Origin of the sequence: Streptococcus infantis, assembly GCF_047463315.1 — a bacterium.
GTDB classification, from domain to species: Bacteria; Bacillota; Bacilli; order Lactobacillales; family Streptococcaceae; genus Streptococcus; species Streptococcus infantis_AB.
Genome location: NZ_JASHEB010000004.1, coordinates 1 through 26,449 on the forward strand (window position 1 = coordinate 1; position 26,449 = coordinate 26,449).

Annotated in this window: 27 protein-coding genes; 21 read left to right on the forward strand and 6 right to left on the reverse strand. The window is 40.2% G+C overall.

The window, feature by feature from the left end:
- A partial coding sequence (locus QM857_RS05180) for a hypothetical protein (RefSeq protein ID WP_414275281.1) occupies positions 1-1,483 on the reverse strand: 1,483 nt, incomplete at its 3' end.
- A gap of 225 nt (positions 1,484-1,708) precedes the next feature.
- On the opposite strand from QM857_RS05180, the gene QM857_RS05185 reads away from it, so the two are divergent.
- From QM857_RS05185 to QM857_RS05195, 3 genes are all read left to right on the forward strand, one after another.
- Complete coding sequence (locus QM857_RS05185; RefSeq protein WP_414275394.1) at positions 1,709-4,255, forward strand: M1 family metallopeptidase; 2,547 nt, start codon at positions 1,709-1,711, stop codon at positions 4,253-4,255.
- A gap of 115 nt (positions 4,256-4,370) precedes the next feature.
- Positions 4,371-5,042 carry a response regulator transcription factor gene (locus QM857_RS05190; RefSeq protein WP_263393434.1) on the forward strand — a complete coding sequence of 224 codons (672 nt, stop codon included), beginning with the start codon at positions 4,371-4,373 and terminating at the stop codon, positions 5,040-5,042.
- On the forward strand, positions 5,035-6,369 hold the full coding sequence (locus tag QM857_RS05195) for a sensor histidine kinase (RefSeq protein ID WP_414275282.1): 1,335 nt from the start codon (positions 5,035-5,037) through the stop codon (positions 6,367-6,369). Before QM857_RS05190 ends, QM857_RS05195 begins: the two co-directional genes overlap by 8 nt.
- Before the next feature lie 28 nt (positions 6,370-6,397).
- Here the strand turns inward: QM857_RS05195 and QM857_RS05200 are convergent, their stop codons facing one another.
- A complete protein-coding gene (locus tag QM857_RS05200) occupies positions 6,398-6,673 on the reverse strand; it encodes a DUF3270 family protein (RefSeq protein ID WP_254729758.1) in 276 nt (91 codons plus the stop codon).
- 370 nt (positions 6,674-7,043) lie between these two features.
- On the opposite strand from QM857_RS05200, the gene QM857_RS05205 reads away from it, so the two are divergent.
- The 9 genes from QM857_RS05205 to deoD all read left to right on the forward strand — a co-directional run bounded on the left by QM857_RS05205 (position 7,044) and on the right by deoD (position 15,537).
- Complete coding sequence (locus tag QM857_RS05205; RefSeq protein ID WP_414275283.1) at positions 7,044-8,099, forward strand: ABC transporter permease; 1,056 nt, start codon at positions 7,044-7,046, stop codon at positions 8,097-8,099.
- Between the two features lie 13 nt (positions 8,100-8,112).
- Positions 8,113-8,793, forward strand: a complete 681-nt coding sequence (locus QM857_RS05210; protein WP_414275284.1) for an ABC transporter ATP-binding protein — start codon at positions 8,113-8,115, stop codon at positions 8,791-8,793.
- Positions 8,794-8,903: 110 nt separating this feature from the next.
- On the forward strand, positions 8,904-9,833 hold the full coding sequence (locus QM857_RS05215) for a peptidase U32 family protein (RefSeq protein ID WP_414275285.1): 930 nt from the start codon (positions 8,904-8,906) through the stop codon (positions 9,831-9,833).
- A 104-nt stretch (positions 9,834-9,937) separates the two neighbouring features.
- Positions 9,938-10,621, forward strand: a complete 684-nt coding sequence (gene rpiA / locus QM857_RS05220; protein ID WP_414275286.1) for a ribose-5-phosphate isomerase RpiA — start codon at positions 9,938-9,940, stop codon at positions 10,619-10,621.
- Between the two features lie 23 nt (positions 10,622-10,644).
- Positions 10,645-11,856, forward strand: a complete 1,212-nt coding sequence (locus QM857_RS05225) for a phosphopentomutase (RefSeq protein ID WP_414275287.1) — start codon at positions 10,645-10,647, stop codon at positions 11,854-11,856.
- A 1-nt stretch (position 11,857) separates the two neighbouring features.
- On the forward strand, positions 11,858-12,400 hold the full coding sequence (locus tag QM857_RS05230; protein WP_414275288.1) for a DUF1697 domain-containing protein: 543 nt from the start codon (positions 11,858-11,860) through the stop codon (positions 12,398-12,400).
- A 13-nt stretch (positions 12,401-12,413) separates the two neighbouring features.
- Positions 12,414-13,223, forward strand: coding sequence for a purine-nucleoside phosphorylase (locus QM857_RS05235; protein WP_414275289.1), 810 nt, complete (start codon positions 12,414-12,416; stop codon positions 13,221-13,223).
- Between the two features lie 2 nt (positions 13,224-13,225).
- Positions 13,226-14,506, forward strand: a complete 1,281-nt coding sequence (locus tag QM857_RS05240; protein ID WP_414275290.1) for a chloride channel protein — start codon at positions 13,226-13,228, stop codon at positions 14,504-14,506.
- Between the two features lie 320 nt (positions 14,507-14,826).
- On the forward strand, positions 14,827-15,537 hold the full coding sequence (deoD, locus tag QM857_RS05245) for a purine-nucleoside phosphorylase (RefSeq protein ID WP_414275291.1): 711 nt from the start codon (positions 14,827-14,829) through the stop codon (positions 15,535-15,537).
- Between the two features lie 14 nt (positions 15,538-15,551).
- On the opposite strand, the gene QM857_RS05250 is transcribed toward deoD, so the two are convergent.
- The 3 genes from QM857_RS05250 to coaA all read right to left on the reverse strand — a co-directional run bounded on the left by QM857_RS05250 (position 15,552) and on the right by coaA (position 17,357).
- Positions 15,552-16,070: a DNA topology modulation protein gene (locus tag QM857_RS05250; RefSeq protein WP_414275292.1), complete on the reverse strand. Its 519-nt coding sequence runs from the start codon at positions 16,068-16,070 to the stop codon at positions 15,552-15,554.
- 65 nt (positions 16,071-16,135) lie between these two features.
- On the reverse strand, positions 16,136-16,384 hold the full coding sequence (gene rpsT, locus QM857_RS05255) for a 30S ribosomal protein S20 (protein WP_029689886.1): 249 nt from the start codon (positions 16,382-16,384) through the stop codon (positions 16,136-16,138).
- Positions 16,385-16,436: 52 nt separating this feature from the next.
- Positions 16,437-17,357, reverse strand: coding sequence for a type I pantothenate kinase (gene coaA / locus QM857_RS05260; protein ID WP_045615125.1), 921 nt, complete (start codon positions 17,355-17,357; stop codon positions 16,437-16,439).
- Positions 17,358-17,480: 123 nt separating this feature from the next.
- On the opposite strand from coaA, the gene QM857_RS05265 reads away from it, so the two are divergent.
- From QM857_RS05265 to QM857_RS05305, 9 genes are all read left to right on the forward strand, one after another.
- A complete protein-coding gene (locus QM857_RS05265) occupies positions 17,481-17,759 on the forward strand; it encodes a 1,4-dihydroxy-2-naphthoate prenyltransferase (RefSeq protein ID WP_178894856.1) in 279 nt (92 codons plus the stop codon).
- Positions 17,760-17,866: 107 nt separating this feature from the next.
- A complete protein-coding gene (locus QM857_RS05270) occupies positions 17,867-18,457 on the forward strand; it encodes a class I SAM-dependent methyltransferase (protein WP_414275293.1) in 591 nt (196 codons plus the stop codon).
- The gene (locus tag QM857_RS05275; RefSeq protein WP_254729773.1) at positions 18,454-19,737 is read left to right on the forward strand and encodes a pyrimidine-nucleoside phosphorylase; all 1,284 of its coding nucleotides are present in this window, start codon (positions 18,454-18,456) and stop codon (positions 19,735-19,737) included. The genes QM857_RS05270 and QM857_RS05275 overlap by 4 nt, the downstream gene beginning before the upstream one ends.
- 17 nt (positions 19,738-19,754) lie before the next feature.
- A complete protein-coding gene (gene deoC / locus QM857_RS05280; protein ID WP_254729775.1) occupies positions 19,755-20,417 on the forward strand; it encodes a deoxyribose-phosphate aldolase in 663 nt (220 codons plus the stop codon).
- A complete protein-coding gene (locus tag QM857_RS05285; protein WP_254729776.1) occupies positions 20,404-20,793 on the forward strand; it encodes a cytidine deaminase in 390 nt (129 codons plus the stop codon). Before deoC ends, QM857_RS05285 begins: the two co-directional genes overlap by 14 nt.
- A gap of 90 nt (positions 20,794-20,883) precedes the next feature.
- Positions 20,884-21,939, forward strand: a complete 1,056-nt coding sequence (locus tag QM857_RS05290) for a BMP family lipoprotein (protein ID WP_254729778.1) — start codon at positions 20,884-20,886, stop codon at positions 21,937-21,939.
- A gap of 140 nt (positions 21,940-22,079) precedes the next feature.
- Positions 22,080-23,615, forward strand: a complete 1,536-nt coding sequence (locus tag QM857_RS05295; protein ID WP_247921409.1) for an ABC transporter ATP-binding protein — start codon at positions 22,080-22,082, stop codon at positions 23,613-23,615.
- A complete protein-coding gene (locus tag QM857_RS05300; protein ID WP_225750201.1) occupies positions 23,608-24,666 on the forward strand; it encodes an ABC transporter permease in 1,059 nt (352 codons plus the stop codon). The genes QM857_RS05295 and QM857_RS05300 overlap by 8 nt, the downstream gene beginning before the upstream one ends.
- 2 nt (positions 24,667-24,668) lie before the next feature.
- Positions 24,669-25,625: an ABC transporter permease gene (locus QM857_RS05305; RefSeq protein WP_414275294.1), complete on the forward strand. Its 957-nt coding sequence runs from the start codon at positions 24,669-24,671 to the stop codon at positions 25,623-25,625.
- Positions 25,626-25,655: 30 nt separating this feature from the next.
- On the opposite strand, the gene plsY is transcribed toward QM857_RS05305, so the two are convergent.
- Complete coding sequence (gene plsY, locus QM857_RS05310) at positions 25,656-26,297, reverse strand: glycerol-3-phosphate 1-O-acyltransferase PlsY (protein WP_414275295.1); 642 nt, start codon at positions 26,295-26,297, stop codon at positions 25,656-25,658.
- Between the last annotated feature and the right edge of the window lie 152 nt (positions 26,298-26,449).

Below are 26,449 nucleotides of genomic sequence, written 5' to 3' on the forward strand. Positions count from 1 at the left end.
TTGTAGTAGTTGAAGTTGAAGTCTTAGGCTCTTCAGTCGTAGTTGTAGTGGATGAAGTTGTAGACTCAGGAGTCGTAGTTGTAGTAGTTGAAGTTGAAGTCTTAGGCTCTTCAGTCGTAGTTGTAGTGGATGAAGTTGTAGACTCAGGAGTCGTAGTTGTAGTAGTTGAAGTTGAAGTCTTAGGCTCTTCAGTCGTAGTTGTAGTAGTTGAAGTTGAAGTCTTAGGCTCTTCAGTCGTAGTTGTAGTGGATGAAGTTGTAGACTCAGGAGTCGTAGTTGTAGTGGATGAAGTCGTAGACTCAGTAGTTGTAGTAGTAGATGTCGTAGTCGTTGTTGAAGTTGTTGAAGTTGTTGTGGTAGTAGATGTAGTCGTTGTTGTAGTTGTTACATCACTATTGTAGACTTGTGCATCTGCTGAAGCAGCTTTGTTAACCCAAGTGTTTTCTTTGGTTACAGCTGTTTTGTGTTGATCGCTTGTAAGAGAAGCAACGTTTGTTACGCTCTTGATTTGATCAGCATGTTGTAGAAGTGTTTGATATGATAGGGTAATTTCGTCTGTAGATGTAACTTTAAATTGGTCGCTGACCTTAGTCAAATCAAGTTTAAATCCATGTTCTGTCCACTCAATGTATGGTTCTAATGCAAGACCAGACATTGATACTCCGTTGACAACTAGAGTTTTACCATTGACTTTCAAGTCAAATGATGCTGGAAGGTAAGTTCCACCTTTGAAGTATTGAGACACATCTTGACCTTTGGCAGATTTAATACGACTATAGTCAAGTGCAGGAAGGTTGGGCATTTGGTCAGTAAAGATGATGCTTGAAGCAGCTTCTTTCTTGTCAACAGCATTGTTTACTGATATGTGCCAGAACAAGAAACCATCAGTAGTCTTATCAGTTACTTCTAGGGTATCTCTCCAGTCTGGAATTCCTGTAGGTCCCCAAATTTTTTGAGCATGTTGCAAGTTAGTGTTATCTGTACCACCAGAATTATACTTCTTAATCGGAAGTAGGACTGGTACTGGACCTTGTCCAGAACGTTTGACAATTGCAGATTCTGAACCGATTTTAATGGAGCGTTCTTGGTCTTGACCAGTGGTATTATCTCCATCCCATTTATACCAGAATGATACGTTTCCTTCGGCCCCTTTATTTCCTCCTTTTACAAAGGTGATAGTCAGAGTCTTACCATCATCTGATACTTTTCCTGTTGCAATTTCTTCGCCACTAGCGTTTTTCATTGAGCTAAAAGCAGAAGAAGCAAACTTAACGTCCTCTGGCATAGAAATCTTGAATGTATCTCCGACTTCCACACCTGAATCAATTTCCCAGTGATATGAAATCTTTTCGCCTTCAGTTTTCACTTGAGAAATCTTCACTTGGCTGGTTAATTCTTTTGCTTGGGTACTATATGCACCAATAGAAATTAGAAGTGCTAGGGCCGCAAACGCAGAAATAACAGCAAAAAATAACTTTTTCATTGTTCCTCCTTTTTATAGTTGATTTACCAAACAAGACAATTTTAGCACTAACATATTAAGCGGTCAAATAATACGACTTAACAATTTTTATAAAACATCTATAGAGTTACGTGAGATGAAAATATTGTAAAAATCATTTCAATCCTTCTTTCTATTTAAAAATATGATAAAATAGGTATGTTTGAACTAGAGCATTCGCTCAGAAATTTAGAATAGGAGAATATGATGCAAGCAGTAGAACATTATATTGAAACATTTGTTCCTGAACATTATGATTTGTTTTTAGACTTGAGTCGTGAGACCAAGACTTTTTCAGGAAAAGTAACTATTACTGGTCAAGCTAAAAGTGACCGTATTTCCCTTCACCAAAAGGATTTGGAGATTTCTTCAGTTGAAGTAGGAGAACAAGCTCGTCCATTTACAGTTGATAACGAAAATGAAGCCCTTCATATCGAACTTGCAGAAGCAGGTTCAGTTGAATTGGTTATCGCTTTTTCAGGTAAAATCACAGACAACATGACAGGAATCTATCCATCATACTACACAGTTGATGGAGTTAAGAAGGAAGTTTTGTCGACTCAGTTTGAGAGCCACTTTGCCCGTGAAGCCTTCCCATGTGTGGATGAGCCAGAAGCTAAAGCAACCTTTGATCTAGCACTTCGCTTTGACCAAGCAGAAGGCGAACTTGCCTTGTCAAACATGCCTGAGATTGATGTTGAAAATCGCAAGGAAACTGGCATCTGGAAGTTTGAAACTACACCTCGAATGTCCTCATACTTGCTAGCCTTTGTAGCTGGTGATTTGCAAGGGGTAACTGCTACAACTAAAAACGGTACTCTCGTTGGTGTTTACTCAACCAAGGCACACCCACTTTCAAACCTGGAGTTTTCACTAGACATCGCTGTTCGTTCTATCGAATTTTACGAAGACTATTACGGAGTTAAGTATCCAATTCCTCAATCTCTTCACATCGCCCTTCCTGACTTCTCAGCAGGTGCTATGGAAAACTGGGGTCTCGTAACCTACCGTGAAGTCTACTTGGTTGTAAATGAGAACTCTACTTTTGCCAGCCGTCAACAAGTAGCTCTTGTCATTGCCCACGAGCTTGCTCACCAATGGTTCGGTAACCTCGTAACTATGAAATGGTGGGATGACCTCTGGCTCAACGAAAGCTTCGCCAACATGATGGAATACGTCTGTGTGGATGCGATTGAGCCAAGCTGGAATATCTTTGAAGACTTCCAAACAAGTGGAGTGCCAGCCGCACTTAAACGTGATGCGACTGATGGTGTTCAGTCTGTTCACGTTGAAGTTAAACATCCAGATGAAATCAATACACTCTTTGACTCTGCTATCGTTTATGCTAAAGGAAGCCGTCTCATGCACATGCTTCGTCGTTGGCTAGGAGATGCTGATTTTGCTAAAGGTTTGCGTGCTTACTTTGAAAAACACCAATACGGAAATACCATTGGTCGTGACCTTTGGAATGCCCTTGCTCAAGCATCAGGCCGTGATGTAGCAGCCTTTATGGATTCTTGGTTGGAGCAACCTGGTTATCCAGTTTTGACTGCTACAGTTGAAAATGATGTTTTGAAGATTTCACAAAAACAATTCTTCATCGGTGAACACGAAGACAAGAACCGTCTTTGGGTAGTACCCCTTAACAGTAATTGGAAAGGTTTGCCAGATACACTCGAAACTGAAAGCATCGAAATCCCTGGCTACGCCGCTCTTCTTGCTGAAAACAAAACAGCTCTTCGTCTTAACACTGAAAATACTGCCCACTACATTACTGACTATCAAGGTGAATTACTGGATGCTATCCTTTCAGAATTAGTAGAACTTGATAATACAAGTAAGCTTCAAATCGTCCAAGAACGTCGCTTGCTTGCTGAGGCAGGACACATTTCATTTGCAGACTTACTTCCAGTCCTTGATAAACTTGCTAAGGAAGAGTCTTACCTTGTTGTTGCTGCAGTTTCTCAAGTGATTTCTGCCCTTGAGCGCTTTATCGATGAAGGAACAGAAGTTGAGAAAGACTTTAATAACCTCATTGCTAAATTGGCTCGTCACAACTATGAACGACTTGGTTTTGAAGCAAAAGAGGGTGAATCTGATGAAGATGAATTGGTTCGTCAATTAACCATTTCTATGATGATTCGTTCAAATGATGAAGAAGCTAGTCAAGTTGCTAGTCAAATCTTTGCAGCTCATAAAGAAAATCTTGCAGGACTTCCAGCGGCTATTCGCTCTCAAGTCCTCATCAATGAGATCAAACATCATGAGACTAAGGAGTTGGTAGCGACTTATCTGGACTTATACACTCATGCAACAGATGCGGTCTTTAAACGCCAGTTGGCAGCTGCTCTAGCATACAGTACAGATGCAGAAAATATCCAAACTTTGATTAGTTCATGGAAGGATAAATTTGTGGTGAAACCACAAGACTTGTCTGCTTGGTATTACCAGTTCCTAGCTCATCAAACAACTCAAGAAACTGTTTGGGTATGGGCGCGTGAAAACTGGGATTGGATCAAGGCAGCCCTCGGTGGAGATATGAGCTTTGATAGCTTTGTTATCCTTCCTGCTCATGTATTTAAGACAGAGCGACGCTTGGGAGAATACAAGGAATTTTTTGAACCACAACTCTCTGACCTAGCTCTTAGCCGTAACATCGGTATGGGAATCAAGGAAATCGCAGCACGCGTTGAATTGATTAAACGTGAGAAAGCAGCAGTTGAAGCAGTTGTTGCACAATATGGCAAGGCTTAAAAACTTCTTGACTAAATAGAATATAAAAACTCAACTTTCTCTTAGAAAAACAAGGAAAGTTGAGTTTTTTTTAAGATATTTTTGCTATAATGGATATAATAAGGAGGAATTTTTGATGATTAAAATTCTATTAGTGGAAGATGACCTAGGCCTGTCAAATTCAGTCTTTGATTTTTTGGATGATTTTGCAGATGTCATGCAGGTATTTGATGGCGAAGAAGGTCTCTATGAGGCTGAAAGTGGCGTCTATGACCTGATTCTATTGGACTTGATGTTACCAGAAAAAAATGGTTTTCAAGTCTTAAAAGAACTACGTGAAAAAGGTGTTTCGACTCCTGTTCTCATCATGACAGCCAAGGAAAGTCTTGATGACAAAGGACATGGGTTTGAGCTGGGAGCAGATGATTATCTAACCAAACCTTTCTACCTTGAAGAACTCAAGATGCGTATTCAGGCCCTCCTCAAACGCTCAGGGAAATTTAACGAAAATACCTTAACGTACGGTGATTTGACAGTCAATCTATCTACCAATGAAGTTAAGGTACATGATGCTGTTGTGGAGTTGCTTGGTAAAGAATTTGAACTCTTGGTTTATTTCCTCCAAAACCAAAATGTCATCTTACCTAAAACTCAAATCTTTGATCGATTATGGGGATTTGATAGTGACACAACTATTTCCGTTGTAGAAGTCTATGTATCAAAAGTTCGTAAGAAATTGAAAGGTTCAGTCTTTGCTGAGAACCTTCAAACCTTGCGTAGTGTTGGGTATATTTTAAAACATGTTTAATAAACTAAAAAAGAATTGGTATGCAGAAGATTTCAGCTACTTTATCCGTAATTTTGGAGTATTCACGCTGATTTTCTCTGCCATGACCTTGATTATCCTGCAGGTTATGCACTCCAGTCTCTATACGTCAGTGGATGAAAAACTCTTATCATTGAGCAAAAATCCCCAGGACATTATTCAATTAGCGGTCAATCGTGCGACTGAAGACGTAAAGGATTTAGATGGTGGGAATGTAGCTCCAGCTTCTGATAAAAAACCAAATGTGAGTTCCAATACTGAAGTGATTTTGCTGGATTCGAATCTCAATCAATTGGTGACTGGCAATCGCTTTTTGGGATTAGATAGAATCACCTTCAATAAAAAGGATTTAAACCATATTCGCCAACTTCATGTTGTCAATAGCTACGGTCAGGATGAGATTTACCGTGTTGTCTTGACGGAAATAAATATTGATTCGGTTTCGACCAATATTAAGTATGCTGCTGTCCTGATTAACACGAGCCAACTAGAGCAGATCAGTCAAAATCACGAGCAGTTAATTGTGGTGGTCATGGCAAGTTTTTGGATTCTATCTATCTTAGCCAGTCTCTATCTTGCTCGTGTCAGTGTTAAACCCTTGCTTGAAAGTATGCAAAAGCAGAAGAGCTTTGTGGAAAATGCCAGTCATGAATTGCGTACTCCCTTAGCAGTTCTTCAGAATCGCCTGGAAACTCTTTTTAGAAAACCAGAAGCGACCATTATGGAATCAAGTGAGAGCATCGCTTCCAGTTTGGAAGAAGTTCGAAATATGAAGTTTCTAACGACAAATCTTCTCAATCTAGCACGTAGAGATGATGGTATTAAGCCAGAGCTTGGCGAAGTAGAACCTGCTTTCTTTAATACGACCTTTACCAACTATGAAATGATTGCATCCGAGAATAATCGTGTTTTTCGTTTCTCGAATCGTGTTCATCGCACCATCATCACAGATAAACTTCTCCTCAAGCAATTGATGACCATTTTGTTTGACAATGCGGTCAAATATACAGAAGAAGAGGGAGATATTTATTTTGAGATTTCAACGACAGAACGTAGTCTTTATCTAAAGGTAGCAGATAATGGAATTGGTATTTCTGCAGCAGATAAAAAGAAAATTTTTGATCGATTTTATCGTGTTGATAAGGCTCGGACACGTCAAAAGGGTGGTTTCGGTTTAGGTTTGTCTTTAGCTAAGCAAATCGTTGATGCCCTCAAGGGGAGCATCAGTGTTAAAGATAATAAACCTAACGGAACAATTTTTGAAGTCAAGATAGCTATCTCAACACCATCAAAACGAAAGAATAAATAAAAAAAAACCTTCGATTCATCGAAGGTTTTTATTTGAATTTTTTCTTGATAAAAGTACGCTGAAATTGCAATGCTACAAGACTAAGACCGATAGCTAAAGCAAATGATAAAACAGTATTGACTTTTAGTGATAAGAACAAAAAGCTAAAAATCGCTAAAAAGACGCAGAAGCAAGCAATGTTCACAAAAAATAGGACTTCCTTTACACTAGCGACAGAAGCATTTTCTGGAACATAATCTTGAAACTGAGCAGTTTTTACACTTTCTTGTTCTAACTCATACGGGTGTAATTTTCTAGCGGGCATATTTCTCTCCTTACCAATACATTACTATTTTATCACTTTTTAAAGAGAGAATTATTACAGGATGGTTACAAATTGCATAAAATCTGTTTTCAAGGACAAAGTCGGTTTTCTTGACATGCCTTAGGGAAAATGATAGGATGGGTGAACCGTTTAAACTTTATTATTTTTCTCTTATTTCAAATGAGGGGAAGTTTGATAGTTGAAACGAATAAAAATCATACACAGATGCAAATAAATTCAATTTCGAAGTAAGGACAGGATTCTTTTAAATTGATTCTAGTTGTTCATGACAAGATGGTTTTCTATCTTTAGTGCTATGGTAGAGGGAAGATGTATTTTCCCGACAACAGAATACTTAAAGGAGATTGGCATGTATCTTGCTATCAAAGAAATTTTACAGAATAAACTGCGTTACAGTTTAATTCTAACTACCATTTTTCTCATTGCTTTTATGGTCTTTTTTATGACCAGTTTGGCTCTCGGGCTTGTTCGAAATAACAGGGCTGCTATTGATAATTGGCAAGCAACAGGAGTTGTGCTATCCGATTATGCAAATGATAATTTAACTGCATCCTTTATACCAGAAAAAGACTACAAAGATAAAGTGTCTGAGGATGCTGTTCCCCTAAGCTACATGTTTGCGGTGACAAACCTTGTAGATAGTAGTGACAAGATGAATGTCTCTATTTTTGGTCAAGAGTGGGACAGTTTTATCTCGCCAACCCTGATTGAAGGGCGTTACCCAGAAAATGACCAAGAAGTGGTAGTGGATCAGTCTTTTGAAAATTACGGCATCAAACTCGGGGACGCTATTCAACTCAACGGAAGTGAGACAAGTTTTAAGGTTGTAGGTTTGACCAGAGAAAATAAATTTTTCACGGAACCTGTTGTCTTTACAAGTTTAACAACGTATTGGGATTTACAAGGAATAATAAAAGGCAATCGTTCGATCTCTGCATTGGTATTGCAAAATGATGTAGAAGTGACTGGCGATGGTTTGAAGCAGATTTCTATTCAAAAATTGATTTCGAAAATTCCTGGCTATACCCCTCAGGTCAATGTATTCTCAGGAATGATTCTAGCTATGATTGTCATTACAGGTCTGATTGTAGGAATTTTTATCTACATCATTACTATTCAAAAATTAGGCCTCTATGGAATTATGCGAGCGCAAGGAATTCAGATAAAATCTATCGTATGGTCCCTTTTCTGTCAAATCTTTCTCTTATCTGGTTTAGGTATTGGAATGGCCTTAGTAGCCATTTGGGCAGTCATTTTAGTCTTACCTGCAACCTTCTTTTTCTATCCTAGTTGGCTGGCATACGTTGTCTTAAGCCTGGTCATCTGCTTAATGGCTCTTCTAGGTGGTGTTATTTCGCTTCCTCGTCTGCTAAAAGTAGATCCAATTACGGCCATTGCAGAATGATAAGGAGAATGACATGACTAGATTAATTGAGATGATTCAAGTGACAAAAACTTATGGCCAAGGTAATATGAAAGTTACAGCTCTTCATGAGACCAATTTTCAGCTAAACGCTGGTGAGTTTGTAGCCATTGTAGGGCCTTCTGGGTCAGGTAAAACAACCTTTTTAACGACTCTAGGCCAACTTCAGGAAGCTTCAAGTGGCAAGATTCTGGTAAAGGGAAAAGAGACTGGAAACCTAACCGAAAAAGAAAAAACGGATTTGCGCTTTAGTGAATTTGGCTTTATTCTCCAGGCTTCAAATCTGATTCCCTTTTTAACGGTTAAGGAGCAATTAGATTTAATTGACCGTTTGGATAAAAAGAAATCTATAAAAAGTAACCGACAAGAGTTGTTCAGTTTGTTGGACTTGGATAAGGTTCAAAATCACTATCCCAAAGCTCTCTCTGGTGGAGAACGCCAACGAGCTGCAATTGCTAGAGCCCTATACAATAATCCGAGCATCGTGCTTGCAGACGAACCGACAGCCAGTCTTGATACCCAAAGAGCTTATCAAGTTACAGATATGTTGGCTTCAATTGCCCATGAGCAAGGCAGGGGTGTTGTCATGATTACACATGATACTCGCTTGCTAGATAAGGTTGACCGTATTTATGTTATGAATGACGGACGGCTTGTCGAAAAGACACAAGCATAAAACGAAAAAGTGAACTGTTATTGATACGGTTCACTTTTTTTAAAATTTGGACTAACAAGACCCACTTTTCTATATAGCTGATTTTTTGGAAATGTGGTATAATTTTCTCTATGGAAAAGATTATAATTACAGCAACTGCTGAAAGTATTGAACAAGTAAAACAGCTACTCGAGGCTGGTGTCGACCGCATTTATGTCGGTGAGAAAGATTTTGGTCTTCGTTTGCCAACTACCTTTAGTCATGAAGAATTGCGCGAAATCGCAAAAATCGTTCATGATGCAGGTAAGGAATTAATCGTTGCGGTTAATGCTCTTATGCACCAAGACATGATGGACCGTATCAAGCCCTTCTTGGACTTTCTAGAGGAAATTAAAGCTGACTATATCACTGTTGGAGACGCAGGTGTCTTTTATGTGGTCAACCGTGACGGCTATTCTTTCAAAACTATTTATGATGCGTCAACCATGGTCACTAGCAGTCGTCAGATTAATTTCTGGGGACAAAAAGCAGGAGCGTCAGAAGCTGTTTTGGCGCGTGAAATCCCATCTGCAGAACTTTTCAAAATGCCTGAAATTTTAGAAATTCCTGCTGAAGTCTTGGTATACGGTGCTAGTGTTATCCACCATTCGAAGCGTCCGCTCTTGCAAAACTACTACAATTTCACACAGATTGATGATGAAAAATCTCGTCAACGTGACTTGTTCTTGGCCGAGCCTAGTGATCCAGAGAGTCATTACTCTATTTTTGAAGACAATCATGGAACTCATATCTTTGCTAACAATGACCTAGATTTGATGACCAAGTTGACTGAGTTGGTAGAACATGGCTTCACTCATTGGAAGCTTGAAGGTCTCTATACACCTGGCCAAAACTTTGTTGAAATCGCAAAACTTTTTATCCAAGCACGCAGCTTAATTCAAGAAGGGAACTTTACACATGACCAAGCCTTCTTGCTAGATGAAGAAGTTCGTAAGCTTCATCCTAAAAATCGTTTCTTGGATACTGGATTTTACGACTATGACCCTGATATGGTTAAATAAATATCACAAAACCCGAAATAAAATGTTCGGGTTTTTCTAGTGCAAGGATGAATTTGAAGCGTATTCATGATATAATGGAAGTAGCTCTATTTGGAGGTGTATAAGTGGAAAATCTGAAAAAAATGGCAGGAATTAAGGCTGCTGAGTTCGTCAAAGATGGTATGGTTGTCGGACTTGGAACAGGCTCAACTGCCTACTATTTCGTAGAAGAGATAGGTCGTCGCATCAAGGAAGAAGGCTTGCAGATTACAGCTGTAACGACTTCTAGTGTGACCAGCAAGCAGGCAGAAGGACTCAATATTCCTCTTAAGTCTATTGACCAAGTGGACTTTGTTGACCTGACAGTCGATGGTGCAGATGAAGTAGACAGTCAGTTTAACGGAATCAAAGGTGGTGGAGGAGCTCTTCTAATGGAGAAGGTTGTCGCAACTCCATCTAAAGAATATATCTGGGTTGTTGATGAGAGCAAACTAGTTGAGAAACTGGGTGCTTTTAAATTGCCTGTAGAGGTAGTTCAATATGGTGCCGAACAGGTCTTCCGTCGATTTGAACGAGCTGGCTATAAACCGAACTTCCGTGAAAAGGATGGCCAACGTTTTGTGACGGATATGCAGAACTTTATCATTGACCTCGCCTTGGAAGTGATTGAAGATCCAATTGCTCTGGGACAAGAATTAGATCACGTCGTTGGTGTCGTTGAGCACGGCTTGTTTAACCGAATGGTCGATAAGGTCATCGTTGCTGGACAAAAGGGCGTTCAGGTTTTAACTTCAACAAAAGCGAAATAATCAAAGTAAAAAGGAGACACACTATGCCAAAATTTAATCGTATTCACTTGGTGGTACTAGATTCTGTAGGAATCGGTGCAGCACCAGATGCTAATAACTTTGTAAATGCGGGTGTTCCTGATGGTGCATCAGACACACTTGGGCACATTTCAAAAGCTGTAGGTTTGGATGTACCAAACATGGCAAAACTTGGTCTTGGAAACATCCCTCGCGAAACACCATTGAAGACTGTTCCAGCTGAAAGCAACCCTACTGGTTACGCGACTAAGTTAGAAGAAGTTTCTCTCGGGAAAGATACCATGACCGGTCACTGGGAAATCATGGGACTCAACATTACCGAACCTTTTGATACTTTCTGGAATGGATTCCCAGAAGAAATATTGGCTAAAATCGAAGAATTTTCAGGCCGCAAGGTTATCCGGGAAGCAAACAAACCATACTCAGGGACAGCTGTCATCGATGACTTTGGACCACGCCAAATGGAAACTGGCGAGTTGATTATCTATACATCTGCTGACCCGGTTCTTCAAATCGCAGCCCACGAAGACATCATTCCTTTGGATGAATTGTACCGTATCTGTGAATACGCTCGTTCTATTACTCTTGAGCGCCCAGCTCTTCTAGGACGTATCATTGCTCGTCCTTATGTTGGTGAGCCTGGAAACTTCACTCGTACGGCTAACCGTCGTGACTTGGCTGTTTTACCATTTGCCCCAACTGTTTTGGATAAATTGAATGAAGCTGGTATTGATACTTATGCGGTTGGCAAGATTAACGATATCTTTAACGGTGCTGGTATCAACCATGATATGGGTCATAACAAATCAAATAGCCACGGTATAGATACCTTGATTAAGACCATGGGACTTCCTGAGTTCCAAGAAGGCTTCTCATTTACCAACTTGGTAGACTTTGATGCTCTTTACGGACACCGTCGCAATGCGCACGGCTACCGCGATTGCTTGCATGAGTTCGATGAGCGTTTGCCAGAAATCATTGCAGCCATGCGTGAAGACGATCTCTTGATGATCACTGCTGACCATGGTAACGACCCAACCTACGCTGGTACTGACCATACGCGTGAATACATCCCATTCTTGGCTTATAGCCCATCTTTCAAAGGTAGCGGCGTGATTCCGGTTGGCCACTTTGCGGATATCTCAGCTACTGTGGCGGACAACTTTGGTGTTGAGAAAGCCATGATCGGAGAAAGCTTCTTAGATAAATTGGTCTAAGATGATGCGCTTTGCTCTCCTCGTAAGAGGAATCAATGTTGGCGGTAAAAACAAAGTAGTCATGGCTCAACTTCGTCAAGAATTGACGGAGCTGGGATTGGAACAAGTGGAAACCTACATCAACAGTGGTAATATCTTCTTTACGACAGGTCTTTCTCGATCTCAGTTAGTAGAGTGCCTGTCTACCTTCTTTGAGAATCACTATCCCTTCATTCAGCACTTTTCTCTTTTGAGTCGTGAAGACTATGAAGCAGAATATGCAAACCTACCGCAATGGTGGACAGAAGAGATGGCTCGTAAGGATGTGCTCTTTTACACCGAGGGCTTGGATAGGGAATCCGTGGAAGAGAAGTTGCTTGCTTTGAAGCTAGGCGATGAAGTACTTCACCTTGGCAAAACAGCGGTTTTCTGGGGAAAGTTCTCCGAAGAAAGCTACGCTAAAACCGCCTACCACAAACATCTGATGAAGATGCCTTTCTATCGTCAGATCACTATTCGCAACGCTAACACCTTTGACAAAATTGGTAGATTACTTAAGAAATAAAAGGAGAAACACAATGACATTATTAGCAAAAATCAATGAAACAGCAGCATTTTTGAAGGGCAAAGGAATGGAAGCTCCTGAGTTCGGTTTGATCCTTGGTTCAGGTCTAGGAGAATTAGCTGAAGAAATTGAAAATGCAGTCGTAGTAGACTACTCTGACATTCCAAACTGGGGTCAATCCACAGTAGTCGGACACGCTGGTAAATTGGTTTATGGTGATCTTGCTGGTCGTAAAGTCTTGGCTCTTCAAGGTCGTTTCCACTTCTACGAAGGAAACCCATTGGAAGTGGTGACTTTCCCAGTTCGTGTCATGAAAGTGTTGGGATGTGAAGGAGTGCTTGTCACCAACGCTGCTGGAGGTATCGGCTTCGGTCCTGGTACCTTGATGGCTATTACTGACCACATCAATATGACAGGTCAAAACCCATTAATCGGTGAAAACTTGGATGACTTTGGTCCTCGTTTCCCTGATATGTCGAAAGCTTACACTCCAGAATACCGTGAGACTGCTCATCAAGTAGCAGACAGATTGGGCATTAAACTGGATGATGGGGTTTATATCGGTGTGACAGGTCCAACTTATGAAACTCCAGCTGAAATCCGTGCGTATAAGACTCTTGGTGCAGATGCTGTCGGTATGTCAACTGTTCCTGAAGTCATCATTGCGGCTCACTCTGGTTTGAAAGTTCTTGGTATTTCATGTATTACCAACTTTGCGGCTGGTTTCCAAGAAGAGCTTAACCACGAAGAAGTAGTGGAAGTGACGGAGCGCGTCAAAGACGACTTCAAAGGCTTGCTAAAAGCTATTCTTGCTGAATTGTAATCATGTTACAAGAGTTGAGGAGTAGTGTTCAGAAAATCCCATATAACCTCAAATTAGTTCTAGCGGTCATCATGCTAGGGCTAGTTTCAGGCATATTCGGAATTCTGCTCCATTATCTTTTAGAGCTGATTGAAGGGATTGCTTTTGGTCAGACAGAGCATACCGCTGGATTCTTGACAGATGGTGTTGCCTCATCACGAATAGGCTTCAGTTTAATCATCGTGGGAGTCAGTTCTGCCTTGGTCTGGTATTTCTTGCAAAGAAAAGCAAAGATTTTTTCCATCAAAGCGCAGATGAAAGATGAAACATCACAATACAAACTTCATTTTTTAAAACAGCTAGTTCATTCAATTTGGCAGATTGTTGCAGTTGGAGGAGGAGCGCCTATGGGTAAGGAAGCTGCGCCTCGAGAGATTGGAGCTTTATTTGCAAGACCTATTGCCAATATTTTTTCTCTCTCCGTGAAGGACCAATCTTTTCTCATTGCCTGTGGAGCTGGTGCGGGTTTAGCGGCTGTCTATCAGGTTCCATTAACGAGTGTGTTTTTCGTTTTTGAAACCTTGGGAATTGCTTTATCTGTCAAACGTTTTTTCTTGGTCGGTCTGACTACATATGTATCAGCCTTTACAGCAGGCTTTGTTGTTTCAGATCATGCTCTCTACCAGATTCTAGCCATGACTTGGTCACTAGGTGATATGTGGCTTGTTCCCCTATTAGTTCTTTTCCTGACTCCACTCGCTTGGCTTTTTAGTCGCTTCAACAAACAAGCTTCTTCAAAGAGAATAAAGGACAAGCGGATACTCTATACTCTGCCTGTAACATTCCTTTTCCTTCTTGGATTGGCTAGCCATTTGCCTCATCTACTTGGTAATGGGCGTATGATGGCTCAGGAGATTTTAAATGGCAGTAATGCCAAGACGGTAATCCTCTTGTTTGTCTTGAAAGCTTTGGTCGTTTTAGTTACCCTTTGGGCAGGTGCCTATGGCGGTACCTTGACCCCATCTTTTGCCTTGGGGATGGCAGGAGCTGCACTCTTGACTATGATTCTCGGAGGTGGCAACCAGCCAGCAGTCTTACTATTAGGTTCGGTTTGCTTTTTAGCTGTGACCTTGAAGGCACCCTTGTCTGCAACTGGATTAGTAATGGGTTTCACTGGTCAATCATTAGAGGCTATACCTTTTCTTATGGTGACTGCTTACTTGGCATTTGTTTTTGCTAAAATGCTGGACCGAATCCCTTGGGAGAAATACTTACGACCAAAGACAAGGATAATAGAAAATTAATAAGAATACTCTAGTTTTTCTAATCCAAAATATATTTTTGACTTATAATCAATATCATTTAATAAAGAAAGGTAGAGCATGTGTTCAGATTTGAACACGAGCGGAAAGCTTTTCTACAAACAAAAAATGAAAGGATGGGTAAGCCGTATTCGCTGAACTGAATACTGTTTACTCTCCTCTAAATCATAAAATTTAAGAAAGAAAGGAATTGAACCCACCCTAAAAGTAGTGGGAAAAAGATAGTTGGTCTAGCGAGCATCGCTCACTGCGCCCAACTCCTATTCTCCCTTCGCTTTTTGACGGGTTTGGTATCTTATATTATGTCTATCCATATTGCTGCTAAGCAGGGTGAAATTGCTGATAAAATTCTTCTTCCAGGAGATCCTCTTCGTGCGAAATTTATCGCTGAGAATTTTCTTGAAGATGCTGTTTGCTTTAACGAAGTTCGTAACATGTATGGGTACACAGGTACTTACAAAGGTCACCGTGTATCAGTCATGGGAACTGGGATGGGAATGCCATCTATCTCTATTTATGCGCGCGAGTTGATTGTCGACTACGGAGTAAAGAAATTGATCCGTGTGGGAACGGCTGGATCTTTGAATGAGGATGTTCACGTCCGTGAATTGGTCTTGGCTCAAGCAGCTGCAACCAACTCAAACATCATCCGCAACGATTGGCCTCAATACGATTTCCCACAAATCGCAAGTTTTGACTTGCTAGATAAGGCTTATCATATTGCCAAAGACCTTGGTATGACTACTCACGTCGGAAATGTCTTGTCATCAGACGTTTTCTATTCAAACTATGGTGAAAAGAATATCGAGCTTGGTAAATGGGGTGTGAAAGCTGTAGAAATGGAAGCAGCAGCTCTTTACTATCTTGCTGCTCAACACCACGTCGATGCTTTAGCTATTATGACCATTTCTGATAGCTTGGTTAATCCAGAAGAGGACACTACAGCAGAAGAACGTCAAAACACCTTCACTGATATGATGAAGGTTGGTCTAGAGACTTTAATTGCAGAATAAGAAAAAAGGTTTCCTTAACAGGAAACCTCTTTTTTATGAAGAAAGCTATCTAGTTCTTTTTGATTAGTGATTATGGTTACCTTGTCAGCATAGTCTGAACAGATCTGTTGATAATGGTCTTTATGAGAAGAGTTACGTCCATCCCAAAGAATCCAGCGGATAAATTCCCAGTTAAACTGTTCAGGACAACCGTCTGCCATACTTTCTCTAACTTTTCCTCTGTATTGTAGATAGCGTTTTAAGGCTCTTGCTAAACAATTCCAAGCTGAAAAGTTTAGAAAGATAATCTGGTCAGCTTGCTCCATTCTTTCCTCATAGTAACACCAGCTATAGTTACCGTCAATAACCCAATCCTCATTTTCAGTAAGGAATGTCGCCATCTCCTTTAACATCCAATCGCGATCACTGTCTACCCAACCAGGCTGAAATTGCAATCGGTCCATATGAAGTTTGGGAATGGAGTAGTGGCTGGAAAGTTTTTCAGCCAAAGTAGATTTACCTGATCCTGAATATCCTATAATAGCAATTTTCATGATAACCTCCAGAAAAATGTGTACAAAAAAAGCTCCGAAGAGCTCATTTTGTATGCAGTTAAAGATTAACCAAGTTTAGCTGCAAGACGTGCTTTATCACGGTTAGCTTTATTCTTGTGGATCAAACCTTTAGTTTCTGCTTTATCGATGGCTGAGCTAGCAGCACGGTAAAGTTCTTCAGATGGGTTTGCTTCAAAAGCTTTGATAGCAGTACGCATAGCTGATTTTTGAGCTGAGTTCTTTTCGTTTTGTTTAACGTTCAATTCAGCGCGTTTGATAGCTGATTTAATGTTTGCCAATGTTCTTACCTCCATATTTACTAACTATACCATTATATCTGAAAACTATTATTTTGACAAGGGGAAATCACTTTTTTAAATAAATTTCATCAATTTCATGATTTTTAGATTTATGAAGAATGACTTCTGCCCGATTTCTAGTCGGTTCAATATAGTTTTGTAGATTGGTCAAATTAATACTAGTCCAAACCTGATGAGCAAAATCTTTGACTTCACTGATTGGTTGTTGGGTGAAGCGATAGTAATAGTTGCTTGGATCATCTTGTGCAAAACTAAGGAGTTTTAAGAAACGGTCCAAATACCAACTCTCGATATCCTCAACTGCAGCGTCTACGTAGATTGAAAAATCAAAGAAGTCTGTAATGTAAAGACGGCTGTTATGAGGGGTTTGAAAGACGTTGATACCCTCTACGATGACAAAATCCGCTGCTTGAACTCTTTGTGTTTTATCAGGTACGATATCATAGATTTCGTGAGAATAAACAGGAATGTCAACATCTTGCCCGTTTTTAAGTTGGTCAAGAAAATTAAGTAGAGCTTCCATATCATAGCTCTCGGGGAAACCTTTTCGGTTTAGGATATTTCGTTCATTTAAGATACTGTTAGGATACAAAAAACCATCAGTCGTAACTAATTCAACACTTGCTTCTGGAAAAATACGAGAAAGCAGAATTTGTAAGAGTCGACTAGTAGTTGACTTTCCGACTGCTACACTACCTGAAATCCCGATAATAAAAGGCTGATTTTTACTCTCTCTTTGGAGAAAAATTCCTTTTGAAAAGGCCAGATCTTCCTTGGAACGTTTGTAGATTTGAATCAGGTGAGCCAGCGGTAGATAAATATCTGTTACATCTTGGAGACTGATCTGGTCATTGAAACTCTTAATAGAATCTAATTCCTCCTCGGTTAAAGGAGGTGTTGTCTTACGATGTAATGATTGCCAAGTTCCTCGGCTGATTTTTTCATAATGTAAAAATTCGTTGGTCATAAAATTTCCTCGTTTGATATCTCAGTATACCATAATTTACAGAGAAAGACATCTGAATCATTTGAGAAAAAGCGCTTTCTTTGTTAAAATATAAGTAGTATAGCAATCAAAAGAGGTGATGTTATGAGACTAGTAGTGAGTGATAAATTTATAAAACTGACTAGCTTACTGGTTGTGATTCTGTGGTTATCTCCGACTTTGATTGAGTTTACTGTGAGTTTAGGAAGTCAAACCTATAGTTGGTCTGCCTTTGTCTTGTTATTCTTGCTACCAATTATTGGTTTTATTTACTTGATTCTCGCCATTTTAACAAGAAAATGGTGGCTTTTCTTGTTTGGTCTAGCCTGTATTTTTTCCTTTGCTATCACTATGGCATTGGGTTCTTACTTGCTTGGCCCCTAAGGGATTAGGTAACTTATACTATTTTTTAATAAATCGATGCCAAAGAAAAGCCTTTGTTGTCATGTAGACGATTTACAATTAACTTATTTATGTGGTAAAATGAAACTATGAGTAAAATGTATTATGCAGAAAATCCAGATGCTGCCCATGATGTTCATGAACTAAGAGTGGAACTACTTGGAGAAAAGATGACTTTTTTGACGGATGCAGGTGTCTTTAGTAAAAAAATGATTGATTTCGGAAGTCAGTTGTTGTTAAGATGTCTAGATGTCGAAAAAGGTGAAAAAATCCTTGATGTTGGTTGTGGCTATGGTCCCATCGGCTTGTCTTTAGTCAAAGCTTATGGTGCCCAAGCAACTATGGTTGATATCAATAATCGTGCCCTGGATTTGGCCCAGCAAAATGCAGTGAAAAACAAAGTTCAAGCGACTATCTTTCAGTCCAATATTTATGAGCAGGTAGAAGGGCAATTTGACCATGTCATTTCGAATCCACCCATTCGTGCAGGCAAGCAAGTCGTTCATGAAATCATCGAGAAAAGCATTGATTATCTTGTAGACGGTGGAGATTTAACCATTGTTATCCAGAAAAAACAAGGAGCTCCAAGTGCCAAAAACAAGATGGAAGAAGTCTTTGGTAATTGTGAGGTCGTGAAGAAAGACAAGGGATATTATATCCTTAGAAGTGTGAAAGAATGAGAGCAGTAGATCTAATCCAGAAAAAAAGAGACGGTCAAGAACTAACTTCAAGTGAAATCCAATGGCTGATTGAAGGTTATGTTGCAGGAACTGTTCCTGATTACCAGATGTCAGCTTTTGCCATGGCAGTTTACTTCCGAGGAATGACAACACGAGAGATTTCCGATTTGACTATGAACATGGTCAAGACAGGTCAGGAGTTTGATTTGTCTGCTATAAATGGTGTGAAGGTTGATAAACACTCTACGGGTGGTGTTGGTGACAAGGTAACTTTAATACTAGCACCCTTGGTAGCTAGTTTTGATGTTCCAGTTGCCAAAATGAGTGGTAGAGGTCTAGGACATACTGGCGGAACAATCGATAAATTAGAATCTATCAAAGGTTTTCAAGTTGAACGCAGTCAGGATGACTTTATCAAACAGGTTCAGGATATTGGGGTTTCAGTTATTGGCCAGTCTGATCAATTAGTTAAAGCGGATAAACTTCTCTATGCACTACGAGATGTCACTGCGACAGTTGATACGATTCCCTTGATTGCTAGTTCTGTCATGAGTAAAAAAATTGCAGCTGGAGCCGATGCTATTTTGCTGGATGTAACAGTCGGTGAAGGTGCCTTTATGAAGACAGTTGATGAGGCGCGTGAATTGGCTCAAACCATGGTAAACCTTGGTAAGGCTGTTGGCCGTAAGACAGTAGCAGTCATTACGGATATGAGTCAACCTTTAGGACGTGCCATTGGGAACCGCTTGGAAATTCTAGAAGCACTAGAAATTCTTCAAGGTAAAGGACGCGAGGATATCAGCCACTTTATCTGTGAGTTAGCCCAGATTATGCTATCTTTGGCAAATGTTGAAAAAACAGTCGAGGAGGTAAGGCAACATCTTGAAAATGGTCAGGCACTTAAGAAGTTTGAAGAGATGGTCCTCGCTCAAGGTGGGGATTTAGACGATCTTTATCGACCAGTAAAAGTTGACCACGTAGTTGAGATTCCCGCTCAGGAAGATGGTGTTATTGAGGCGCTACCAGCCATGGAGTTTGGTCTTTTCGCCATGAGATTAGGTGCTGGTCGTGCAGTCAAAACCGATGCTCTTGACTATGAGACAGGGATTGTTTTTGTGAAGAAAGTTGGAGAATCAGTTAAAAAGGGTGAAATTGTCGCAAAAGTATATGCAAATGGCAAAATTTCTCCGGAACTAGTTACAGATTTCCAAAAATATGTTAAAATTAAAATAAGTGATGAAGCGATAAAAACGCGTGAAATCATTGAAATTATCTCCTAATTTAAGGAAAATCCGAAATGAAATTAAATAAATACATTGATCATACACTTTTGAAGCAAGATGCGACCGAGCAACAAATCGATCGTTTGCTATCTGAAGCAAGAGAGTACGATTTTGCCAGTGTTTGTGTGAATCCTTGCTGGGTTTCTCATGCAAAAGCTGGTCTAACAGATACTGATGTCAAGGTTTGTACAGTTGTAGGTTTTCCTCTTGGAGCTACAACTTCAGCTGTCAAAGCCTATGAAACCAAAGAAGCCATCCAAAATGGTGCTGACGAAATTGATATGGTTATCAATGTTGGCGCACTCAAATCAGGAAATGCTGCATTAGTTGATTCAGATATTCGTGCTGTTGTTGAAGCAAGCGGAGACAAACTTGTTAAGGTTATTATTGAAGCTTGTTTGTTAACGGATGAAGAAAAAGTTCTGGCTTGCCAACTTGCTCAAAAAGCTGGTGCAGACTTTGTTAAGACTTCTACAGGCTTTTCAACAGGTGGAGCGACTTTGCCAGATGTTCAGTTAATGCGTCAGACAGTTGGACCTGATATGGGTGTTAAGGCTGCTGGTGGAGCTCGTTCTTATGCAGATGCAGTTGCCTTTGTTGAAGCGGGAGCTACACGTATCGGGACATCTTCTGGTGTAGCAATCTTAAAAGGAGAGTTGGCTGATGGCGACTACTGAGTTGATTGATTTAGCGATTGAAACTAGTAAGAAAGCTTATGTTCCCTACTCACATTTTCCGATTGGCGCTGTTTTGGTAGCCAAGGACGGAAGTATCTATACAGGGGTTAACATTGAAAATGCTAGCTACCCCTTGACCAACTGTGGCGAAAGAACTGCAATCTTTAAGGCAGTTTCTGAAGGACAACGAGATTTTTCAGAATTGATTGTTTATGGTCAAACTGAAAAACCAATTTCGCCTTGCGGTGCTTGTCGCCAAGTTATGGTCGAATTTTTTAAACCAGATCTAAAGGTGACTCTAGTTGCCAAAGATAAATCGACGGTCGAGATGACGGTCGGGGAATTACTTCCATATTCTTTTACAGACTTGCAATAGTCTGTGTCACTCTCTGAGTGGCAAGGGTCCTTGTGACCAATCAATCCATACTTGCAACTTAGTTGCGCATCTTATTTAGGAGGTTCAGTAATGAACAAGAAACAATGGCTAGGCCTTGGTCTAGTTGCAGTAGCAGCATTTGGACTTGCTGCATGTGGTAATCGCTCTTCTCGTAACGCAGCTTCATCTTCTTCTGATGTGAAGACTAAAGCAGCTATCGTTACAGATACTGGTGGTGTTGATGATAAATCATTTAACCAATCAGCTTGGGAAGGTCTTCAAGCTTGGGGTAAAGAACACAACCTTGAAAAAGATAAAGGTTACACTTACTTCCAATCAACAAGTGAAGCTGACTATGCAAACAACTTGCAACAAGCAGCTGGAAACTATAACTTGATCTATGGTATTGGTTTTGCACTTAAAAATGCAGTTGCAGATGCTGCAAAAGAACATACAGACTTAAACTATGTTTTGATTGACGATGTCATTAAAGATCAAAAGAATGTTGTAAGTGCTACTTTTGCTGATAACGAAGCAGCTTACCTTGCAGGTGTGGCTGCAGCTAAAACTACAAAAACTAAACAAATTGGTTTTGTAGGTGGTATGGAATCTGAAGTTATCTCACGTTTTGAAGCTGGTTTCAAAGCAGGTGTTGCCTCTGTTGACTCATCAATCAAGGTTCAAGTAGACTATGCTGGATCATTTGGTGATGCTGCTAAAGGTAAAACTATCGCTGCTGCTCAATACGCAGCTGGTGCAGACGTAGTTTACCAAGTAGCTGGTGGTACTGGTGCAGGTGTCTTCTCAGAAGCTAAATCTTTGAATGAAAGCAAAAATGAAGACGAAAAAGTTTGGGTTATCGGTGTAGACCGTGACCAAGCAGAAGAAGGTAAATACACTTCTAAAGACGGTAAAGAATCAAACTTCGTACTTGCTTCTTCTTTGAAACAAGTTGGTACAGCCGTAAAAGACCTTGCCAACAAGGCTGAAAAAGGGGAATTTCCTGGTGGTCAAGTTATCGTTTACTCATTGAAGGATAAAGGTGTTGATTTGGCAGTGACAAACCTTTCTGAAGAAGGTAAAAAAGCTGTTGAAGATGCAAAAGCTAAAATCCTTGATGGTAGCATCAAAGTTCCTGAAAAATAATTGATGGAAGTCATTTCTTAGGAAGCGGCCAGTGGCCGCTTCTTTAAGAATTGAGACAAATGGTTTTGTCTCAATAGAGCTTGCTAAGTTTCTTTAGCAGGTTTTATTGAAACAAAATAAAATTCTGAAAGGAAGAGCACATGGCACACGAAAATGTCATTGAAATGCGTGAAATTACCAAAGTTTTTGGTGAATTTGTCGCTAACGACAAGATTAACCTTGAACTTCGTAAAGGTGAAATTCATGCACTTTTAGGAGAAAATGGAGCTGGTAAGTCCACTCTTATGAACATGCTAGCGGGGCTTTTAGAACCAACTAGTGGTGAAATTGTGGTCAACGGTCAAGTTGTAAAACTAGATTCGCCATCAAAAGCAGCTAGCTTAGGGATTGGGATGGTCCACCAACACTTTATGTTGGTAGAAGCTTTCACCGTTGCTGAAAATATCATTTTGGGGAGTGAATTGACCAAAAATGGTGTGCTAGATATTGCTCGTGCAACTCGAGAAATCAATGAGTTGTCTGAACGTTATGGCCTTGCTGTGAATCCTTCTGCCAAAGTTGCAGACATCTCTGTTGGGGCTCAACAACGTGTTGAAATCTTGAAGACACTTTATCGTGGAGCAGATATTCTTATCTTTGACGAACCTACTGCTGTTTTGACGCCATCAGAAATTGATGAATTGATGGCTATTATGAAGAACTTGGTTAAAGAAGGTAAATCAATTATCTTGATTACCCATAAGTTGGATGAGATTCGTGCTGTATCTGACCGTGTTACAGTTATCCGTCGTGGTAAATCTATTGAAACAGTAGAGATTGCTGGTGCAACTAATGCTGACTTAGCTGAGATGATGGTAGGACGTTCTGTTTCCTTTAAAACTGAGAAACAGGAAGCTCAACCTAAAGAAGTTATTCTGTCTATTAAAGACCTAGTAGTAAACGAAAACCGTGGTGTCCCTGCTGTTAAAAATCTCTCACTCGATGTTCGAGCTGGTGAGATTGTCGGAATTGCCGGTATTGATGGAAATGGTCAATCTGAATTAATCCAAGCTATCACTGGTCTTCGTAAGATTGAGTCTGGTAGCGTGGAGTTGAAAGGCCAGTCTATCGTAGGTTTACACCCTCGTCAAATTACAGAAATGAGTGTAGGACACGTTCCAGAAGACCGCCACCGTGATGGTTTAGTTTTAGAAATGATGATTTCTGAAAATATCGCTCTTCAAACCTACTATAAGGAACCTCTTAGCAAGAAGGGAATCTTAAATTACACCAATATCATCGGGTACGCTAAACAGTTAATGCAAGAATTCGATGTGCGTGCTGCTAGTGAGATTGTTCCAGCATCAGCTCTTTCTGGAGGAAATCAACAAAAAGCAATTATCGCTCGAGAAGTCGATCGAAATCCTGATCTCCTAATCGTCAGCCAACCTACTCGTGGTCTGGATGTCGGTGCTATTGAGTACATTCACAAACGCTTGATTCAAGAACGTGATAATGGTAAAGCTGTCCTTGTAGTCAGCTTTGAACTGGATGAGATTCTAAATATCTCTGATAGAATTGCCGTTATCCACGATGGTAAGATTCAAGGGATTGTAACACCAGAAACAACCAACAAGCAAGAGCTTGGTGTCTTGATGGCTGGTGGTGAATTGGAAAAGGAGAAGAGTGATGTCTAAAAAATTACAACAAATTTCGGTTCCTTTGATTTCTGTTATTTTAGGAATTCTACTCGGAGCCATCGTCATGTGGATTTTTGGCTACGATGCTATCTGGGGCTATGAAGAACTATTCTACACAGCATTTGGTAGTGTTCGTGGAATCGGTGAAATCTTCCGTGCTATGGGACCTTTAATTCTGATTGCCCTCGGATTTGCAGTTGCAAGCCGTGCTGGTTTCTTTAACGTTGGTCTTCCAGGACAAGCTCTCGCAGGTTGGGTTATGAGTGGCTGGTTCGCTCTCTCTTTCCCAGATTTGCCACGACCATTAATGATTCTTGCGACGATTGTAATTGCCTTAGTTGCAGGAGGGATCGTTGGTGCTATTCCTGGTATTTTAAGAGCCTACCTTGGGACATCTGAAGTTATTGTAACCATCATGATGAACTACATTGTTCTTTATGTGGGAAATGCCTTTATTCATCACTTCCCTAAAGAAATCATGCAAAGTACTGACTCATCCATTCGAGTAAGTGCAAATGCAACTTATCAGACACCATGGCTTGCTGAGTTAACTGGAAACTCTCGTATGAACATTGGGATTTTCTTTGCTATCATAGCAGTAGCGGTTATCTGGTTCTTGCTCAAGAAAACAACTCTTGGTTTTGAAATCCGTGCTGTTGGTCTCAATCCAAATGCTTCTGAATATGCAGGTATTTCTGCAAAACGTACTATTATCCTATCGATGATTATCTCAGGTGCTCTTGCAGGACTTGGTGGCGCAGTAGAAGGACTTGGTACCTTCCAAAACGTTTATGTTCAAGGTTCATCATTGGCAATCGGATTTAACGGTATGGCAGTAAGCCTACTCGCTTCAAACTCACCAGTTGGAATTCTATTTGCAGCCTTCCTTTTCAGTGTTCTTCAAGTTGGAGCCCCTGGTATGAATGCTGCACAAGTACCATCTGAGCTTGTAAGTATCGTTACAGCCTCAATTATCTTCTTTGTCAGCGTTCACTACATCATCGAACGCTTTGTCAAACCAAGAAAACAACTTAAAGGAGGTAAATAAGGATGTCGATTACAACAATGTTAACCCTTATGGTTTCTTCGATGTTGATTTATGCAGCACCACTTATTTTCACAAGTATCGGAGGAGTTTTCTCAGAACGTGCTGGAGTTGTTAACGTTGGTCTTGAAGGAATCATGGTCATGGGTGCCTTTTCTGGAGTTGTTTTTAACCTTGAATTTGCTCAAGATTTGGGAGCATTAACTCCTTGGTTAGCTCTTCTAGTTGGTGGATTAGTCGGAGCTATCTTCTCGCTCATTCATGCAGTAGCTACAGTTCATTTCCGTGCAGACCATGTTGTCAGTGGTACTGTACTTAACTTGATGGCGCCAGCCTTGGCAGTTTTCTTGGTGAAGGTACTTTATAATAAGGGACAAACGGATAACTTAACACAAACTTTTGGTCGTTTTGACTTCCCGGTATTAGCTAATATCCCTGTTATCGGAGATATCTTCTTCAAGTCAACTAGTCTACTAGGTTACCTAGCAATTGCTTTCTCATTCCTAGCTTGGTTTATCCTCTTTAAGACTCGCTTTGGACTTCGCCTTCGTTCAGTTGGTGAACACCCACAAGCAGCAGATACTTTGGGTATCAATGTCTACAAGATGAGATATCTTGGAGTTGTGATTTCAGGCTTCCTTGGAGGAATCGGTGGAGCTATTTACGCTCAGTCAATCTCCGTCAACTTCTCAGTTACAACTATCGTAGGACCTGGATTTATCGCTCTTGCAGCCATGATCTTTGGTAAATGGAATCCTGTTGGTGCTATGCTTTCAAGTCTTTTCTTTGGGCTATCACAAAGTTTGGCAGTTATCGGTTCTCAGCTTCCTTTCTTGCAAGGAGTTCCAGCCGTTTACTTGCAAATCGCACCATATCTCTTGACCATTGTCGTTCTAGCGGCCTTCTTTGGTAAAGCTGTTGCGCCGAAGGCAGATGGTATCAACTATATCAAGTCTAAATAACATAATAAAACGTCAGTTTCAACTGACGTTTTATTTTTTTGGTTCTTGGTGCGTTAGGTTAAGTCCCCAAGGAATGAGATTTTCTGTTTTATTTTGGATACGTTTGATATTGTCCTTGTGGCGTACAATTACTAGGCTTGCAAGACCAATAATAATCACAGTAAAAAGTAGGTCATAACTAGTTAAAATAAATCCAAAGGGAGGAAACAGAAGGACTCCAATAATAGCAGCAATAGCAGCTGAAATACTAGAGAGGGAGATCATACTTCCCAGATATAGGATTCCAAAGAAAATGACTGCAAGGTAAAGGCAAAAGAGAGGAGCAAAACCAAAAATAACTCCAGCACTGGTTGCAACAGCCTTACCACCCTTGAATTTTGCAAAGATAGGGAAGGTGTGGCCAATGACTGCTAAAAGCCCAAAGACGATTGGTGAAACTCCCTGCACATGGAAGATTAGTGGGAGTAAAGTGGCCAAAGTACCTTTAAAGAAATCAATTACAAAGGTTGCCATTCCAGCTTTTTTGCCTAAGATTCGGAAGGTATTGGTCGTTCCAGTATTCCCAGATCCATGTTCTCTTAGATTGATGTTAAAAAATATTTGTCCAATCCACAAGCCAGAAGGAATTGAACCCAATAAATAAGCTAAAATTAATAATACTATTGTCATCATGTTTCTATTATACCATGAAATAGGAGAGAATCGAAACTGAATCTGTTTACTAGCTGTGAAGTCTGATACTTTATCAAAGTTGATAAGTTTATCATGAGTACCATTTTTATTCAAAAATAAAGGCTAAAGTTTTAAAAATTCATGAAATTTTC